Raw genomic sequence first — 16,248 nt, forward strand, 5'->3', positions numbered from 1 at the left:
GAAATACGTGATGAATGTCGTCGTTGCGACGCTGAACGCTAAATATATTCATACATCGCTCGCCTTGCGCTATTTGAAATCTTTCAGCCAAGGCGAGTTTGACGTGGGTATTGCAGAGTATACGATCAAAGACCCGGTCATGAGCATTGCCGCTGATTTGTTCTCGCGGAAGCCGGATGTGATCGGATTCTCCTGCTATATCTGGAACATCGAAGAGACGATCGCGGTTGTCGATATGATTCGCAAGGTATTGCCGGATGTGAAAATCGTGCTGGGCGGACCGGAAGTTTCATATGACACCGGGGAATGGATGGACAGGCTGCAGGCCGTGGATTTCATCGTCATGGGCGAAGGGGAGGAAACCTTCCGGGATTTGCTCCGGCAGATCGCCGGTGAGCAAAAATACCACTTTGTCTTCGGAATGGCTTACCGTAAAGACAGAGAGGTTGTGATCACACCGCCTCGTCCGAAATTGGATCTGAACGTCATCCCGTCTCCGCACCGGTTCGAGCAGGATATTCCTTCTCTGCGCAATCGTGTGGTCTATTTTGAGACAAGCCGCGGATGTCCGTTCAGCTGCCAGTTTTGCTTGTCCAGTATTGAGGTGGGCGTCCGCTATTTCGATATGGAGCGGGTTAAGGCCGATTTGACTTACTTGATAGACAGCGGCGCCAAGCTGATCAAGTTTGTGGACCGTACTTTTAACATCAAACGCGAATATGCGATGGAAATTTTCCAATTCCTGATCGACAACCACAGGGGATGTGTTTTCCAGTTCGAGATCACGGCGGATATTATGCGGCCCGAAGTGCTCGACTTCCTTGCGGAGAATGCGCCTGCAGGCGTGTTTCGATTCGAGATCGGCGTGCAGTCTACGAATGATCCGACCAATTTGGCGGTTCAACGCAGACAGAACTTTGCCAAGCTGACCCGTACGGTGACGAAGGTGAAGGAAAGCGGCAAAATCGATCAGCATCTCGATCTGATCGCCGGGCTGCCTCATGAAGACTATGACACTTTCCGAAAAACGTTTAACGATGTATTCGCGCTGCGTCCGGAAGAGCTTCAGCTCGGCTTTCTCAAAATGCTGCGCGGCACCGGTTTGCGAAATGACGCCGATAAATACGGATATATTTATATGGAACGTGCGCCGTACGAAATGCTGGGCAACGATCTCATGCCTTTCGGCGATATTGTAAGGATTAAACGTGTGGAGGATGTGCTGGAAAAATTCTGGAACGCGCACCGCATGGATCGGACGATGGAATACCTGATTGAACAGGCTTACCCATCTCCCTTCGATTTTTTCCAGGCGTTCGGGGATTATTGGGAGTCCAAAGGCTGGAGCCGGATTGGGCATCAGCTCGAGGATTTATTCTCGCGCTTATGGGAATTCCTGCAGGCCGATGCGCCTGAGAATTTGGATCTGGATGTGGCGTTCGGTCTATTAAAGATCGACTACTATCTCCAGCACAAGTACAAGCCGCGGAAGCTGTGGTGGGAAGAACGTCTGGATAAAAAAGCTTGGACGACCGGCTTGAAGGACGCCGCACTACGGCTCGGTATGGATGAGCGCGATCTGCAAAAGAAAGCGGTGCTGGACCGGCTTACTTTTGATTACGCAGCCTGGATGGAAGAGGGCCGTGTGGATCGTGCCAACCCGACGGCGCTTGTCGTTCTGTACTCCGGTGAAGAGGCGCCTCCTCAGTTCGTCGCGCTGCCGCAGCCGGACGGGCAAGCGGCAGCTGCCAAATAATAGAGGCGAGAGGTGACGGTTCAATGGTTTATAAAGCAAGCTCCGAACGCTACGCAACGATGAAGTACAACCGCTGCGGACGCTCGGGTCTGAAGCTGCCTGCTGTTTCACTGGGATTATGGCATAATTTCGGAGGCATCGACACGTTCGAGAATGGCCGGAATTTAGTTATGCATGCATTCGATCTGGGCATCACTCATTTTGACCTGGCGAACAATTACGGACCGCCTCCGGGTTCGGCAGAAGAAATGTTCGGACGGTTGATGGCCTCCGATATGAAGCCTTACCGCGACGAAATGGTCATCTCCACGAAAGCCGGCTACTATATGTGGGAAGGGCCTTACGGGGAATGGGGATCGCGCAAGTATTTAGTCTCCAGCCTGGATCAAAGCTTGCGGCGGATGGGACTCAACTACGTCGATATTTTTTATCATCACCGCCCTGATCCTGAAACGCCTTTGGAAGAGACGATGGCGGCATTGGATCACATTGTGCGCTCCGGCAAAGCATTGTACGTCGGCATCTCCAACTATCGTGAGCCTCAAGCGAGAGAAGCTATCGCCATACTTAAGCAGTTGGGCACGCCATTGCTCATCCACCAGCCTCGCTACAGCATGTTCGATCGCTGGATCGAAGACGGACTTCAAGATTTATTAGAAGAGAATGGAGTAGGCTCGATCGTCTTTTCTCCATTGGAACAGGGACTTCTTACCAATCGATATCTTGAGGGGATTCCGAAAGACTCCCGTGCCGGCGGCGCTTCCGTTTTCTTAAGCGAGAGCAGCATTACGCCTGAAAAGATGGACAAGGTCCGCCGCTTAAACGACATCGCAGCGGAACGCGGCCAGACTTTGGCGCAAATGGCGCTCGCCTGGGTGCTGCGCGGCGGGCGGGTAACGAGTGTGCTCATCGGCGCAAGCAGGGTCAGCCAGCTCGACGACAACGTGGCCGCGCTTGACCGCTTGGATTTCACCGGCGATGAACTTGACCGTATCGAGGCTGTATTGAAGTAACGCAATAAAATAGGGTTGTGCTTAACGCGATAATCGCTGTAAGCACAACCTTCTATTTTTCTGCTATTTATCCTTATACAGCTCCCGCATTACGTGTCCAAGCTCCGGCAGGATCAACCGTGTCATGGCGAGGCGGACGGCACCGGTCGATCCGGGCATCGAGAATACCGCTGTTGTGCCCATTGTGCCTGCAATCGCGCGGGAAAGAATAGCTGCCGGCCCGATATCCTCAGCAAAGCTGAGATAACGGAAAATCTCCCCGAAGCCGGGCATCTCCTTGTTCAAGCTGTCACGCACCGCCTCATACGTTGTGTCGCGTTCGGCTATTCCGGTGCCGCCGTTCAGCAGCACCGCTTCTATATCGGGATTCTGCGCCGCGCTGTGAAGCAGCTCCTTAATGCCCTCATATTCATCGCGAACGATTGCGTACGCGGCGACCGTAAAACCTTTTTCCTCCAATAAGGTCCGAATAAGGCTGCCGCTTTTATCCGTCTCCTCGTTGCGCGTATCGGACACTGTAATCACCATGCAGGATACGCTCGCCGGCGCCTCACGCCGATGCTGTTCGGTCGATGCGGACATCATATATTCCTCCCAAGTAGAACGGCGAACCCTGAAGGGTTCGCCGCCGTCTAAGTTCGTTGTTACTCTGTGGCATCCGACTGCAAGGCCGGGGAGTCCGCTGGGTTCATGGAAGATTCGGACTGAACATCCGATTTGTCGACTTGTCGAAGCGATTCTCTGACCAAACGATCCATGACCGCCGGCACAACCAAGGCAAGCGCAAAGGCGAGTGTCATCCAGACAGTGAAAGCGTGGTGCTGGCCTTCGCTGAACGCGGGAAACACAGCTTGTCTATGCCATACAACCGCCGTATTCAAAAGCAATCCCACTGCAGTGGCAACAAAGGCGAATCGCGTGGCCGAGCCGCGCTCGTGGAACAATTTCAGCCTTACGACCAAAGCCATGCCGATCAGTAGCAAAAAGGCTAACATTTCTAACAGAAACAGTGAAGCACCGAAATACGGATCTCCCACTTCCAGCAGCACGTAATCTCCGAACAGCACGAAAAAAAGTATGGCCACAGCCCAAACACCGATTCCCAATCCCGCCAATACCATCCATTGACGCACGAGACCCCGTCCTTTCGACATTACGCATCATCCGGTTCCTGTTCATTACATTCGACAAAACAGGAGCAATCTCCTTTTATGGTACTTGGCTGCGGAGCACCGTCATTGAACCTTCCAATGTATATTGCCCCAAGTTGGCGGGAAGCAAGAAGCAGTCTCCCGCCTTGGCGTCGACGCGGCCGGCGGACCATTCGATGCTGCCCGAGTCTTCACCGACGATAATAACGACAAAACTCTCGCCGGTGGTCGTGAGCCGCCACTCTCCGCGTACGACTCCTTTTTCGGTGGTGAAGTAAGGAGAAGATGCGAGTGCAAGCCACTCTCCCGGCTTAGCATTGTCCGTAGCCATTCGGGTTGCGCCTGAGCCTTCGTAGGCGATGACATTCAGGGAATCCTCAATGTGTAATTCACGCGGTTTACCGTCTAGTCCGGGCCGATTGTAGTCATACAACCGGTACGTGGTGTCGGAATTCTGCTGGATTTCAGCAACGAGGACACCTGCGCACAAAGCGTGAACGGTGCCGGCCGGAATGTAGAAAGTGTCGCCGGCTCGAACGTTTACTTCCTGAAGGCAATCCATAATGCGGCCTTCATCTATGGCTTTCGCCAGTGAGGCGCGATCGACGCCTTGTTCCAGCCCGTATATGATTTTAGCTCCGGGTTTGGCGTCAAGCACGTACCACATTTCGGTTTTGCCGAGCTCACCTGCGGGAAGCCTCTCGTAATGATCATTCGGATGTACCTGGACAGAGAGGTCGTCGTTGCAGTCGAGCAGCTTAATCAATAGAGGGAAACGGCCGTTATTGGAGCTGCCGCCTTTTGATCCGAACCACGTGTCCCCGAATAACTCGCGAATTTCGTCGAGCCCTTTTCCAGCCAATGCGCCGTTCGTCACATGAGAAACCCCGTTCGGATGATCGGCGATCATCCACCCTTCCCCGATCGCTCCTTGAGGGACATCGAATCCGAAGCGTTCCAACGCCCGGCCGCCCCAAACCCGCTCTTTGAACTCCGGTTTAAAATGCAGAGGATAAGGTTGTATGCTCATACCGATCATTTGCCTCCTCTCGCACACTGGAAAAATTCCACCGCTTCTCCGTCAGGACCGGCGAAAAAGAAGTAACGGCTGCCATTGGGCAATGTCGTAATCTCCTCGTCGAGGCCTTCAACGCCCAGCGAGCGGATACGTTTATATTCTTCTTCAATATTGTCTACGGTAAAAGCGACATGGTGAACACGTCCCGCACTCGCCAGCTCACCGGCAAAGCCTTCGATCAATTCGATTTCAGTATCGCGGGAACCCGGGAACGAGAGAAAAGCAAGGCGAATCACTCCGTTCGTATGGGTGTTCGTCTCCAGATGCTCCATACCCGCTACTGATTCATAAAAAGGGATCGATTTGTCCAGAGAGTTTACCATAATGCCGACATGCTCGATTTTGCGGACTGCCATTCTGTGATCCTCCTATCGTTTGTTCAGCGCCACCAGGAAAGGGGCAGCTTGTTTTTGCGGAAATCGGTAAATAACGCTTTGTGCGGTTAAAGAGGAAACCCCTGATGCCCAAGCCTCAACGGCTTGCGCTTCCTCATCTCCACCCTGATGGCCGGGGTAGACGATAGCTGTGAGTATTCCGCCGGTACGCAGCAGCTTCAATGCCGCCTGCAGAGCGATCAATGTAGTGGGAGGCATCGTCGTAACCGAATGCTCCCCGCCCGGAAGGTAGCCGAGGTTAAACATGACGGCTGCGACCTGTCCGTGACAGGTGTCCGGGATGCTTTCGGCGATGTGCTCATGACCCGTGTGCAGCAGAGTGACGGGAGCAAGCGCCTCCTGATCCCGCACCGATTCCAGCCGCTTACGCGTGTGTTCAAGTGCATCCGGCTGCACATCAAACGCAAACACCTTGCCCCCGGCACCGACAAGCTTGGACAGGAACAAGGTGTCAACACCGTTACCCGCCGTTGCATCAATGACAATGTCGCCCGGACGTACCCGCTCCGTTACAAATCGCTGAGCTTGGCTCAACACAGAGAGGAAACCCAAATTAGCTCCCCCTCCAAGCTTTACCCTGCCAGCTGTTGCGGCGAACCAGCTCGGCGTCGATGGCGTTCAGCACTTCCCATTTTCTGAGGCTCCACATCGGCCCGATCAGCAGGTCGCGAGGAGCATCTCCGGTGAGGCGATGAACAATCATCTGAGGCGGAAGCATCTCCAAAGTATCCACGACCAGGTTGATATACTCATCCATATCCAGGAATCTCAGCAATCCATCCCGCCACTGCCGTACCATCGGGGTTTTTCGCATAAGATGAAGAAGATGAACTTTGATGCCTTGCACATCCATCTCTGCCGCCTGGCGGGCTGTTTCCAGCATCATTTCGCGGGATTCTCCCGGCAAGCCGTGGATAATATGGGTACAGACCCGGATGCCCTTGGCTCTCAGGCGGTTCACCGCGTCTCGGAAGCAATCCGTATCATGCGCCCGATTGATCAATTGCGAAGTCGATTCATGAACCGTCTGCAATCCCATTTCGATCCACAGGTAAGTTCGCTTGTTCAGTTCGGCGAGATAATCAACGACATCATCGGGGAGGCAATCGGGACGAGTCGCGATGGATAATCCTACAACACCGGGCTGCTCCAAAATGACCTCATAATATTCCCGCAAGGTTTCCAGAGGCGCGTAAGTGTTCGTATAGGCTTGAAAATAACCGATATATTTGGCTTCCGGCCACTTGAGATGCTGGCGGTCCCGGACTTCATTGAATTGGGTAACCAGATCGTTGCGGCGGCTGCCCGCGAAATCGCCGGAACCGCGCGCGCTGCAGAACGTGCAGCCGCCGGCTGCTATGCTCCCGTCCCGATTGGGACAAGTGAAGCCGGCATCCAGCATTACTTTGAATGTTTTGGTGCCGAACGTTTCCCGCATTTCGTAATTCCACGTATGAAATCTCTTATCTCCCCACGTCATGGGGGTTTGAATATCTAATTGATCCGTTGCCATGCTGCATCCGTCCTTTAATGAAGTCATAATTAATTGTAGCGAAAAGAGGGGGAAATTGCGAGGCAGGCGGGTGCTCATGCATGAAACGAATAAATGCATGCCTTTCTTATGCAGAACAAACATTAAAAATAAAGCGTTTCCAACTTGAAATACCTAACATGGTATGTTATATTAGAAATGCGCCAAACCCGTATAAACTCACACCTTTATTATGGATCATCTGGCAGTAGAATTCACACCATTTCCATCTCACGTGCCGGCTATACCCAGTGTAAATCGAATTGGAGAGGTGAGTTACATGAATTCAGTTCGCATCCCGCAAGGTGACGATACCGTGAAGGTCGAGCTTACTCTCAAAGAAGTCATGGCTCTATCGGGTATCAAGTTTTACAACAACCATGATATCGAAGTGTCGGCGAAGAAGAAGCTGAACAACGCACTGCAAGGCCAGTATCAATTGAATGAGTACCGTCCTATGAATTAAGATTCCCGCATTCGACGCGTTACACCGGCTGCCCGCAGAGGGTGCCGGTTTTTTTGTGTTTGACGGATGGACGAAAACCTCCTTTACAAGCGGGCGCACTTTGGGCAAAATAGGATGCATTGACGTTAATGCAACCTAGTGTTGCGGGAGGGATGAGGAATGCGACTTCGCGGCAGGAAAAATATACGGGAAAGCTTGGAGCAGCAGCCGGACCTTGTAGTGCTGGAGCCGCATAAGCTCAAAGGGCGGTGGCACGAGTTTTTCGGGAACGACCAACCGATCCATATTGAATGCGGCATGGGAAAAGGACAATTCATCAGTAGAATGAGCGCTAATAATCCCGGGATCAACTATATCGGCATGGACATATACGACGAGCTTCTCCGCAGGGGCAGTGAAAAAGCGCGGGCACTATGGAAAGAGGAAAAAGGGCTCGATGAAGTGCCCAATCTGGCGCTTGTGCGGGGCAATGTGGAGGAGCTTGAATTGATGTTCGAGCCGGGCGAGCTGGAGCGTATTTATTTGAATTTCAGCGACCCTTGGCCGAAATCGAAGCATGCGAGACGCCGCCTCACACATCCGCGTTTCCTGATGAAATATAAATATGTGCTGAGTGATATCGGTGAAATTCATTTTAAGACCGACTCGCTGTCATTATTCGAGTTTTCTCTGAACAGCTTCTCCGACATCGAGATTCAAATGCGCAACATCTCGCTGGATCTGCATCGGCACGGGGTCCGACATGACCTCGTCTTAACGGAGTACGAGACCAAGTTCGTAGCCCAGGGAATGCCGATCTACCGGCTGGAAGCCGTGATCGGCGCCAAGGTGCGCGATCAGCACCGGCTTGTGGTAGCTCAGGACTTGGCCGAGCAATCCCGCCGGGCAGACGCGAAGGAACCTTCGCCGGTAGTTGATCCGGAGCCGGCTGATTGATGAGGACATGGACCTAGTCCGAATGTATGTAATTGCGCTGCCTGTTTGGGCGCTACGGGCGAGATCGTCTAAAATTTGAACTAACGTAAGGTGTTTGAGCGATCGAATGGCCGAGATCGTCTAAAATTTGCACTAACGCGTCGTGTTTTTTGGCTCGTGCGGGCGAGATCGTCTAGAAATTGAACTAACGCACCGTATTGTGAGGCTCAACTTGGCGAGATCGTCTAAAATTTGACCTAACGAACGTCTGGACTATTCGGGGAAGTGATGTCCGGAAAAACCGATTAACTCGATGCTCGCGGCTACTCGGACGGGGGAATTAGTCGGAAAAACCGGTTAACTCGGCGCTCTCGCCCACTGGACCGGACTAGTTACCCGGCAAAACCGGCTCAACTGCGCACACACAGACACAATAACCGAAATGAGACTGCCGCAGGCAGTCTCATTCTTTTAACAGCACATACTATATCCATATCGCGGCAAGCAGCGCGGTTCCCGTTCCCAGCAGGGCGCCTGCAACGGTGTCGCTTGGAAAGTGCAGTCCGAAGTAAATACGGGATAAGGCGACACCGATTGCAATCGGCAGCAGTGCCGGGATGAGCAGCGGCTCCATGTGCATCCACGGGGTTAACATGGCGAAAGCTGCGGTAGTGTGCCCCGAAGGGAAGGACGGGTCCATCAACGGCCGACGGTTCGTTCTGATTTGTGGGAATACTTGATGCGGACGGAGCTTGGTGCGCTCTTCTTGGCGATTGCTACTGGAATATGGCTGACGACAATGGCCGCCAGCGCCTGCCAGCCGGCCGTACTCCACGGTTCCGGAGCAAATAGCGCACAGGCGATCGAGAAGCAAAGGCTAAAGGACGCACCGGCAACAAAGGACATCACGTGAAAAATCCAACTCAACACGGCATGATTCCAACGACTGTTAACGTGCAGGAACAACGGACGCTCCACTTCCTGAAGCATTCGATATATTCTGCTCAATAAGTCATCTCCTTTTCGCGGCCGTGAATTTGCCGGCCCGGCGTAGTCGGTCTATTTCAATTTTATAACGCATTTGTTACGTATGTATTAATTCGGCGTTAACTCGTACCTCTTTTTGCGTTTTACATTGTACAGCGGATGGGTAAACTTTTTTATGGAGATATTTACAATGTTTCACGAAACCTTTTGCTCGCTTCCAGCGTCACAATCGTGTGGAATAACTAGGACTTCGGAAGTAAAACGAGTGTAAACCGGCGAAAACAGACAGCATAGCGAGGAAATCCGGTTATGCAGGAACGCTCTGCTTGTGAGAACAGCGGATGCCCGGGGAATGCCGCGAATATGACGATTCCATGCTTTTGACAAACGGTACAAAACCGAACACAATCAAGGATGTGCCTTCGGCTCCCGACCGAAGAGAGATAGACATGCAGCGTATAGAGAGAAAAAGGGTATGAAAATAGGGTTAGGGGTACAACTGAATATGTTAAACACTTTTCTTCTCGTCATTCAGGTGTTGTTTTTCCTGATCGGCACGTATCAGGTCGTGCTGTCGTTCTTCGGCTGGTACCGCAAGAAGGAACGGATCACGCACAAGCCAACAAAATCGTTCGCACTGCTCGTCGCCGCTCATAATGAAGAAGCTGTTGTCGGCGCACTGATTGAAAACCTTTTAAAAATGGATTATCCTCGTGAACTGTTTGATATTTTCGTAATCTGTGACAACTGTACGGACGGAACGGCTGACGTCGTACGCAAATATCCTGGCGTATTCGCTTGCGAACGTTTTAACCCTCACCAACGCGGAAAAGGGTATGCGATTGAGTGGATGCTCAAGGAGATGTGGAACCGCCCTCGCCAATACGATTCAATCGTCATGTTCGACGCCGACAACCTGGTTGCCACAAACTTCCTGCAATATATGAATGAGGATCTTTGCAACGGACACCGTGTTATCCAAGGGTACTTGGACACTAAAAACCCGCACGACTCATGGGTGAGCGCTGCGAACGGAATTACTTATTGGTTCTGTAACCGTTTATGGCAGATGCCTCGTTACAACCTGGGGCTCTCCAACTTCCTCGGCGGCACGGGAATGTGCTTTGATACCGCACTCCTGAAGGAAATGGGCTGGGGAGCTACGAGCCTGGTTGAGGATCTGGAATTTACGATCCGCTGCATTCAACGTAATATTTACCCTAAATTTAATTATGAAGCACGTGTGTTCGACGAGAAGCCGATCTCGTTCAAGGCTTCCTCCCGCCAGCGGCTGCGTTGGATGCAAGGGCATTTCGACGTATCCCGGCGTTACATGCTCCCGCTTTTATGGCAGGGCATCAAAGAACGAAGCTGGGCCAAAATCGACGCCGCGTTTTATGTATTTAACGCCTACAATTTCTTGCTCGGTTTCTTGATTACCGTCACGCTTTGGTTCGATTTGCTCCTGCCGGGCAATCCGTATTTCGATTCCATCTATTCACTTGCACCGGCATGGCTGGCGATTCCGATATCGATATACATCTACATGCAGACACCGCTTGCTATGCTGCTCGAAAAAGTCGATTGGCGGATGTATCTCAAGCTGGTTCTGTTCCCGATTTTCTTCTTCACTTGGTGGCCGATCACGTTCTGGGCATTTTTCACGCAAAACAACAAAACTTGGAGTCACACCCAGCATACGCGCGTTCTTCGCTTGGAAGAAGTTCAAGGCAAACAGATGTAGGATCCGCTTCCCCGGGCACTGTCCCGGGGATTGTTCCGTCACTTGTCGTTGACATCCCGATATGCGCATGGTATAGTGTTCGTTGTGACTGATTCAGAATATTATTCAGCACGCGCAAGCAGAAGCACCCGCTTCTCACCTGATCGGCTTTGGCTGACGGGTATGGCGTAGCCCACGGAACACGGATTACAGGCCGCAGTGCCTTGTAACACCGTATACGTTAGGACTAGGATGCGGGTCAATGCGGCTCGCATTTTTTTGTTTGCAAATAACTCAAACGACATTTCAATTCGGAGGTGGAACATTATTAGCAAGGATCATCAAATCAACGAGGAAATTCGGGCGAAGGAAGTCCGGCTCGTAGGCTCTGAAGGCGAACAACTCGGCATCAAGCCGTTCCGTGAAGCAATGCAGATGGCCATTGACGCGAATCTTGACTTGGTTAACGTAGCACCGCAGGCGAAACCGCCGGTGTGCCGCATTATGGACTACGGCAAATTCCGTTACGAGCAGCAGAAGAAGGAAAAGGAAGCCCGGAAGAATCAGAAGATTGTCGACCTCAAAGAAGTATGGTTTCGTGCGAACATCGAGGAACATGACTACCAGACGAAGTTTCGTAACGTGATCAAGTTTTTGAATGAGGGCGACAAGGTGAAATGTTCCGTGCGGTTCCGTGGTCGTGAAATAACTCACTCCAAACTCGGTCAGAAGATTCTGGAGCGTGTCGCGAACGAAGTCGGTGAGCTTTGTGTCGTCGAACGCATGCCGAAGCTTGAAGGCCGCAGCATGATAATGATTTTGGCTCCGAAACAAAGCCACTGACAGGAGGATATAACTGATGCCTAAGATGAAAACACATAGCAGCTTGAAAGACCGTTTCAAAATTACCGGAACAGGTAAAGTGAAACGCCATAAAGCTTACAAGAACCACTTGCTGTCCCACAAATCGGGACGCCAGAAGCGCGTGTTGGGAAGCCAACCGATGATGGCGAAAGGCGACGTAAACCGTATGAAACAACAACTCGCAAACTTGAAATAATCGTCATAGAAACTTCCGGGAGGTAATGAATCATGGCAAGAGTCAAGGGCGGATTCGTAACACGCCGCCGTCGCAATAGAATGTTGAAACTCGCTAAAGGTTACTGGGGCGCGAAGCATCGCCTGTTTAAAAAAAGCAAAAGAACAGGTAATGAAGTCCCTCATGTACGCATACCGCGACCGTCGTCAGACGAAGCGGAACTTCCGCAAGCTTTGGATCGTGCGGATCAACGCGGCAGCCCGCCAGAACGGCCTGTCCTACAGCAAGATGATGTACGGCTTGAAATTGGCCGGCATCGAAGTGAACCGCAAAATGCTCGCCGATCTGGCCGTGAACGACATCAACGCGTTCAACTCGCTGGCCGGCGCTGCCAAAGAAAAAATCAACGCGTAATGACAGAGGCTCCGGGCAACCGGAGCTTTTTTTATTGCGCCCGATAGCTGAGCCCCATTTCCCCTAAGTAGGACAAAGGTGCAAGCCGCAAGGCTTTTTTTGTCATAACTTAAAGGACCACGAGGATGACGGCGAACGGGGCACCTCTTCCGTCGGCATCTAGAAAGGAGGGGTTAACTATGGCGCATGTTAGTCGTTCACAAGTCCGTGAGATGGTGGGTCAGCGGATCTATGCAATGCGCAAAGACGGTTCGGTTGTCTCAGGTAAGCTGATCGGCATTAGAGGCAATGAGTTGATCATGGAGGAACCGAAAGGCAAAGCTCATACCCAAGCTTTTTTACCGCTAGTGTTGTTTGATTTGCTTGCGATAGGAACTACTCCGTTTTTCGGATTCGGATTCGACGGATTCTTTTGGTAAAAGGTTATACAAGAAGACAAACGGGACCGTGCTTTACGCGGTCCCGTTTTTTACGACCAGAAGCGTTGCAAAGACTTAATCAGCTCATTGACCTTTAGCTCTTTGATATGGCTCACTTTGGTGTAGCCGAGTCGTTCGTAGAATCGCAGACCTTTGCTGTTGCTTTCATCAACATACACGCGCGCGATTGTGCATCCTTGCTCGCGTCCGTATTGCTCCGCCTCATTCATCAGCTCAGAACCCCAATGCTTATTCTGGAAGCTGCCGTCAACCGCCAGCAAATCGATGAACAGGGTCGTTCCCTGAAGTTCCATGTGGAGAAATCCGAATGGACTGCTATCACGGCTTCGGGATGCCACCAAGGTCGGACCGCGCCGGAGCCGGTTTTTAATATCTTCACTCAAGCGGCTTTCCGGAGGATGCTGCCACGGGGAAATAGGGACCAACTGCGTGCGGACAAGCTCTACAATAGCTTTATCATCGGCCGATTGCCTCCAACGGATCATCAGGAGTTCCTCCCGAATTTCAGTATATTCAATGCTCCCCTTAGCGAATGTATCCGTTACTAACATATGAACAAGTTAAAACCCCGGTAACGGCGAACATTGCGTATTGACGGATGCCTTGGTGAATAATATAATTGATGCTAATCGAAAGAACGCAAACAGCCGTGAAGAGGAAAAAGCGATAGGGCTCTTTTGCTCAGAGAGTATCGGAATAGCTGAGACCGATGCCTTAATCCCTGTACGCGACGTCTCCTCGGAGCTGTTCGCCTGAACCGCCGAACCGGGCGCATTAGGGTGAATCGGGTTCGCGCACGTTATTGCGCTGAGGTATGACATCATATCCGTACATAGCACGGTGGAATCATACTTCTGAAGGCCGCTACTGCGAAGTGCGCGGCAAACTCGGGTGGTACCGCGGAAGGAACAGCCTTTCGTCCCAGACAGCCAGAATTGGCGTCGGGGATGAAAGGCTTTTTTGTATCGTGACGAACGATGCGTGACGCCAAAGGCGCACTCCATTGTTCGCACGTTCGTGACGAACAACCCGTGACGCCAAAGGCGCACTCCATTGTTCGCACGTTGAAAGGAGGAAGAAAGATGAGCGCACTGAACGCCGCGTTGAAATCCAAAGAAGAATTGATTCAAAAATGGAGTAAGCCTGAAGTCATCACAGGGTCCGATATCCTGCTCCGCAGTTTGTTAATCGAGGGAGTCGAATGCGTGTTCGGCTACCCGGGTGGCGCTGTACTGTACATTTATGATGCGATGCACGGTTTCTCGGATTTCCATCATCTGCTGACACGGCATGAGCAGGGGGCAATCCACGCCGCTGACGGATATGCGCGTTCAACCGGCAAGGTGGGTGTCTGTATCGCCACTTCCGGACCGGGAGCCACGAACCTTGTGACGGGCATTGCCACGGCGTATATGGATTCGGTGCCGCTGGTCGTTATCACAGGTAACGTAGCGACAAGCCTGATCGGTACGGATGCTTTCCAGGAAGCGGATATCGTCGGGATCACGATGCCGATCACCAAGCACAGCTATCTGGTCCGCAAGGCGGAAGATTTGCCGCGCATCATCCATGAAGCATTCCACATTGCGAACAGCGGACGTAAAGGGCCGGTGCTGATCGATATTCCGAAAGACGTGTCCGCAGAGAAAATTTTATTTCAGCCTGTCGATCAGGTGGAGCTGCGCGGCTACAACCCGACGGTTCAGCCGAACAGGAATCAACTGGACAAAATGATTCGCGCCATTGAAAAGGCGGAGCGGCCTTTGCTGCTGGTTGGCGGCGGTACGATCTATTCCGGCGCCCATGAGGAACTGTACGAATTCGTTACCAAGACCGGAATTCCGATAACGACGACTCTGCTGGGTCTTGGCGCATTTCCGAGCGGTAACGATCTTCACGTTGGCCTGCCGGGTATGCATGGAACGTGGACAGCGAATACAGCCATTCAGAATGCCGATTTGCTGATCAATATCGGCGCTCGTTTCGACGATCGCGTAACCGGCAAGCTGGATGGGTTCGCGCCGAAAGCGAAAATCGTTCATATCGATATCGACCTGCGGAGATCGGCAAGAATGTGCAGACCGATATCCCGATCGTCGGAGATGTCAGGGCGGTCTTGCAAATTGCCAATACACTGGCGAAACGCGCCGAGAACGCGGATGCCTGGCGCGCTCAGCTGAGCGAATGGAAAGCTGCCAAGCCGTTCAAATATATCGATTCCGACACCGAACTTAAGCCGCAATGGGTCGTATCGATGATTCACGAAACGACGAATGGCGATGCGATCGTGACGACCGACGTCGGCCAGCACCAGATGTGGGCTGCGCAATATTATCCGTTCAACAAGCCGCGTTCATGGGTTACATCAGGCGGACTCGGCACGATGGGCTTCGGTTTCCCATCGGCCATCGGCGCACAGATGGGAAATCCGGACCGCACGGTTGTCTCGATCAACGGTGACGGCGGCATGCAGATGTGCGCGCAGGAACTCGCAGTTTGTGCGATCAACAATATCCCTGTTAAAGTTGCCATTCTCAACAACCAAGTGCTCGGCATGGTGCGGCAATGGCAGGAACTCATTTACGACAATCGCTACAGTCATATCGACCTGTCCGGCAGCCCGGACTTCGTCAAACTGTCGGAGGCATACGGCGTCAAAGCTTTCCGCGCCTCAAACAAGGAAGAAGCGCGGAGCGCATGGGAGGAAGCATTACGGCATCCGGGTCCGGCTGTAGTGGAATTCGTGGTCCGCAAGCATGAGAATGTGTATCCGATGGTTACTCAAGGTAGCACGATCGATCAAATGATCATGGGGGATGCCGAATGAACCGTAAACACACAATCTCTATTCTGGTCAACGACCAGCCTGGCGTATTGCAAAGGGTATCCGGCCTGTTCGGCCGCCGCGGATTCAATATCGAGAGCATCACGGTCGGTTCTTCCGAGGAGGCGGGACTCTCCCGTATGGTCATTGTGAGTACGGGAGATGACCGCACGCTGGAGCAAGTCCAGAAGCAATTGTATAAGCTGATCGATGTCATTAAAGTCGTTGATGTGAGCGGCAGCCCGATGGTCGGGCGCGAGCTCGGACTGATCAAGATCGGAGCGGATCCTTCTGTACGCCCTGAAATTCTGGGCATTGTGGAAACTTTCCGCGCAGCCGTCGTCGACATCGGGCCGTCCACGTTAATCGTCCAGGTCGTGGGCGATACCGATAAAATAGACGCGATGATCGAGCTGCTGAAGCCTTATGGTATCCGTGAATTGTCCCGCACCGGCGTCACTGCAATGACGCGGGGCAGCCGTTAACCGTTCCGCTGTCGGATCGTATGAACCACCC

General features: G+C 52.3%; 18 protein-coding genes and 2 pseudogenes. 11 read left to right on the forward strand and 9 right to left on the reverse strand.

Going from position 1 to position 16,248, the window contains the following annotated elements; all coding sequences use genetic code 11:
• Positions 1-10: 10 nt before the first annotated feature.
• Complete coding sequence (locus SD71_RS11065) at positions 11-1,756, forward strand: B12-binding domain-containing radical SAM protein (RefSeq protein ID WP_041062714.1); 1,746 nt, start codon at positions 11-13, stop codon at positions 1,754-1,756.
• 23 nt (positions 1,757-1,779) lie between these two features.
• Entirely contained in the window at positions 1,780-2,769 is a 990-nt protein-coding gene (gene mgrA, locus SD71_RS11070) for an L-glyceraldehyde 3-phosphate reductase (protein WP_041062717.1), read from the forward strand.
• Between the two features lie 63 nt (positions 2,770-2,832).
• Here mgrA and SD71_RS11075 read toward each other — a convergent pair whose 3' ends face one another.
• Genes SD71_RS11075 through SD71_RS11100 form a run of 6 tightly spaced genes read right to left on the reverse strand, consistent with a single transcriptional unit; the run spans position 2,833 to position 6,906 of the window.
• Entirely contained in the window at positions 2,833-3,354 is a 522-nt protein-coding gene (locus SD71_RS11075; protein WP_041062720.1) for a MogA/MoaB family molybdenum cofactor biosynthesis protein, read from the reverse strand.
• Between the two features lie 59 nt (positions 3,355-3,413).
• Positions 3,414-3,923 carry a hypothetical protein gene (locus SD71_RS11080; RefSeq protein ID WP_041062722.1) on the reverse strand — a complete coding sequence of 170 codons (510 nt, stop codon included), beginning with the start codon at positions 3,921-3,923 and terminating at the stop codon, positions 3,414-3,416.
• Positions 3,924-3,978: 55 nt separating this feature from the next.
• Positions 3,979-4,950, reverse strand: a complete 972-nt coding sequence (locus SD71_RS11085) for a type I phosphomannose isomerase catalytic subunit (protein ID WP_041063149.1) — start codon at positions 4,948-4,950, stop codon at positions 3,979-3,981.
• 5 nt (positions 4,951-4,955) lie between these two features.
• Positions 4,956-5,354: a VOC family protein gene (locus SD71_RS11090; RefSeq protein WP_041062724.1), complete on the reverse strand. Its 399-nt coding sequence runs from the start codon at positions 5,352-5,354 to the stop codon at positions 4,956-4,958.
• 12 nt (positions 5,355-5,366) lie between these two features.
• The gene (locus tag SD71_RS11095) at positions 5,367-5,945 is read right to left on the reverse strand and encodes a class I SAM-dependent methyltransferase (protein ID WP_041062726.1); all 579 of its coding nucleotides are present in this window, start codon (positions 5,943-5,945) and stop codon (positions 5,367-5,369) included.
• A 1-nt stretch (position 5,946) separates the two neighbouring features.
• Positions 5,947-6,906 (reverse strand): TIGR01212 family radical SAM protein, encoded by a 960-nt coding sequence (locus tag SD71_RS11100; RefSeq protein WP_041062728.1) that lies wholly within the window; start codon positions 6,904-6,906, stop codon positions 5,947-5,949.
• Between the two features lie 298 nt (positions 6,907-7,204).
• On the opposite strand from SD71_RS11100, the gene SD71_RS11105 reads away from it, so the two are divergent.
• Together SD71_RS11105 and trmB are read left to right on the forward strand one after the other, a co-directional pair.
• On the forward strand, positions 7,205-7,390 hold the full coding sequence (locus SD71_RS11105) for a hypothetical protein (protein ID WP_041062730.1): 186 nt from the start codon (positions 7,205-7,207) through the stop codon (positions 7,388-7,390).
• Positions 7,391-7,549: 159 nt separating this feature from the next.
• Positions 7,550-8,326, forward strand: coding sequence for a tRNA (guanosine(46)-N7)-methyltransferase TrmB (trmB, locus tag SD71_RS11110; protein ID WP_041062733.1), 777 nt, complete (start codon positions 7,550-7,552; stop codon positions 8,324-8,326).
• 463 nt (positions 8,327-8,789) lie between these two features.
• Here trmB and SD71_RS24910 read toward each other — a convergent pair whose 3' ends face one another.
• Positions 8,790-9,005 carry a phosphatase PAP2 family protein gene (locus tag SD71_RS24910; protein WP_235427085.1) on the reverse strand — a complete coding sequence of 72 codons (216 nt, stop codon included), beginning with the start codon at positions 9,003-9,005 and terminating at the stop codon, positions 8,790-8,792.
• Complete coding sequence (locus SD71_RS24915; protein WP_235427075.1) at positions 9,005-9,313, reverse strand: hypothetical protein; 309 nt, start codon at positions 9,311-9,313, stop codon at positions 9,005-9,007. Before SD71_RS24915 ends, SD71_RS24910 begins: the two co-directional genes overlap by 1 nt.
• Positions 9,314-9,797: 484 nt before the next feature.
• Here SD71_RS24915 and SD71_RS11120 point away from each other — a divergent pair, with 484 nt between their 5' ends.
• The 5 genes and pseudogenes from SD71_RS11120 (at position 9,798) to SD71_RS11140 (ending at position 12,887) form a co-directional block, all read left to right on the forward strand.
• Positions 9,798-11,036: a glycosyltransferase family 2 protein gene (locus SD71_RS11120; RefSeq protein WP_041062735.1), complete on the forward strand. Its 1,239-nt coding sequence runs from the start codon at positions 9,798-9,800 to the stop codon at positions 11,034-11,036.
• Between the two features lie 231 nt (positions 11,037-11,267).
• Positions 11,268-11,858, forward strand: a complete 591-nt coding sequence (infC, locus tag SD71_RS11125) for a translation initiation factor IF-3 (RefSeq protein ID WP_082034180.1) — start codon at positions 11,268-11,270, stop codon at positions 11,856-11,858.
• 16 nt (positions 11,859-11,874) lie between these two features.
• Positions 11,875-12,075, forward strand: coding sequence for a 50S ribosomal protein L35 (gene rpmI, locus SD71_RS11130; RefSeq protein WP_041062737.1), 201 nt, complete (start codon positions 11,875-11,877; stop codon positions 12,073-12,075).
• Positions 12,076-12,107: 32 nt separating this feature from the next.
• Positions 12,108-12,468: pseudogene (gene rplT / locus SD71_RS11135) on the forward strand (50S ribosomal protein L20).
• A 179-nt stretch (positions 12,469-12,647) separates the two neighbouring features.
• The gene (locus SD71_RS11140) at positions 12,648-12,887 is read left to right on the forward strand and encodes a hypothetical protein (protein ID WP_041062739.1); all 240 of its coding nucleotides are present in this window, start codon (positions 12,648-12,650) and stop codon (positions 12,885-12,887) included.
• A 50-nt stretch (positions 12,888-12,937) separates the two neighbouring features.
• Here the strand turns inward: SD71_RS11140 and SD71_RS11145 are convergent, their stop codons facing one another.
• Positions 12,938-13,393, reverse strand: coding sequence for a GNAT family N-acetyltransferase (locus SD71_RS11145; protein WP_041062741.1), 456 nt, complete (start codon positions 13,391-13,393; stop codon positions 12,938-12,940).
• A 597-nt stretch (positions 13,394-13,990) separates the two neighbouring features.
• Between SD71_RS11145 and ilvB the strand changes: the two are divergent.
• A pseudogene (ilvB, locus tag SD71_RS11150) lies at positions 13,991-15,735 on the forward strand (biosynthetic-type acetolactate synthase large subunit).
• Positions 15,732-16,217 carry an acetolactate synthase small subunit gene (ilvN, locus tag SD71_RS11155; RefSeq protein WP_041062743.1) on the forward strand — a complete coding sequence of 162 codons (486 nt, stop codon included), beginning with the start codon at positions 15,732-15,734 and terminating at the stop codon, positions 16,215-16,217. Before ilvB ends, ilvN begins: the two are co-directional and overlap by 4 nt.
• Positions 16,218-16,248 lie beyond the last annotated feature (31 nt).

Source organism: Cohnella kolymensis, from assembly GCF_000829465.1.
GTDB lineage: Bacteria > Bacillota > Bacilli > Paenibacillales > Paenibacillaceae > Cohnella > Cohnella kolymensis.

Bases quoted from the DNA above. Each gene is read 5' to 3' on its own strand.
- SD71_RS11100 (WP_041062728.1), bottom strand. From the start codon at position 6,906: ATGGCAACGGATCAATTAGATATTCAAACCCCCATGACGTGGGGAGAT.
- SD71_RS11075 (WP_041062720.1), bottom strand. From the start codon at position 3,354: ATGATGTCCGCATCGACCGAACAGCATCGGCGTGAGGCGCCGGCGAGC.
- SD71_RS11090 (WP_041062724.1), bottom strand. From the start codon at position 5,354: ATGGCAGTCCGCAAAATCGAGCATGTCGGCATTATGGTAAACTCTCTG.
- SD71_RS11085 (WP_041063149.1), bottom strand. From the start codon at position 4,950: ATGAGCATACAACCTTATCCTCTGCATTTTAAACCGGAGTTCAAAGAG.
- mgrA (WP_041062717.1), top strand. From the start codon at position 1,780: ATGGTTTATAAAGCAAGCTCCGAACGCTACGCAACGATGAAGTACAAC.
- infC (WP_082034180.1), top strand. From the start codon at position 11,268: ATGCGGGTCAATGCGGCTCGCATTTTTTTGTTTGCAAATAACTCAAAC.
- SD71_RS24910 (WP_235427085.1), bottom strand. From the start codon at position 9,005: ATGGACCCGTCCTTCCCTTCGGGGCACACTACCGCAGCTTTCGCCATG.
- SD71_RS11105 (WP_041062730.1), top strand. From the start codon at position 7,205: ATGAATTCAGTTCGCATCCCGCAAGGTGACGATACCGTGAAGGTCGAG.
- SD71_RS11080 (WP_041062722.1), bottom strand. From the start codon at position 3,923: ATGTCGAAAGGACGGGGTCTCGTGCGTCAATGGATGGTATTGGCGGGA.
- SD71_RS11145 (WP_041062741.1), bottom strand. From the start codon at position 13,393: ATGATCCGTTGGAGGCAATCGGCCGATGATAAAGCTATTGTAGAGCTT.
- SD71_RS11120 (WP_041062735.1), top strand. From the start codon at position 9,798: ATGTTAAACACTTTTCTTCTCGTCATTCAGGTGTTGTTTTTCCTGATC.
- ilvN (WP_041062743.1), top strand. From the start codon at position 15,732: ATGAACCGTAAACACACAATCTCTATTCTGGTCAACGACCAGCCTGGC.
- SD71_RS11140 (WP_041062739.1), top strand. From the start codon at position 12,648: ATGGCGCATGTTAGTCGTTCACAAGTCCGTGAGATGGTGGGTCAGCGG.
- trmB (WP_041062733.1), top strand. From the start codon at position 7,550: ATGCGACTTCGCGGCAGGAAAAATATACGGGAAAGCTTGGAGCAGCAG.
- rpmI (WP_041062737.1), top strand. From the start codon at position 11,875: ATGCCTAAGATGAAAACACATAGCAGCTTGAAAGACCGTTTCAAAATT.
- SD71_RS11065 (WP_041062714.1), top strand. From the start codon at position 11: ATGAATGTCGTCGTTGCGACGCTGAACGCTAAATATATTCATACATCG.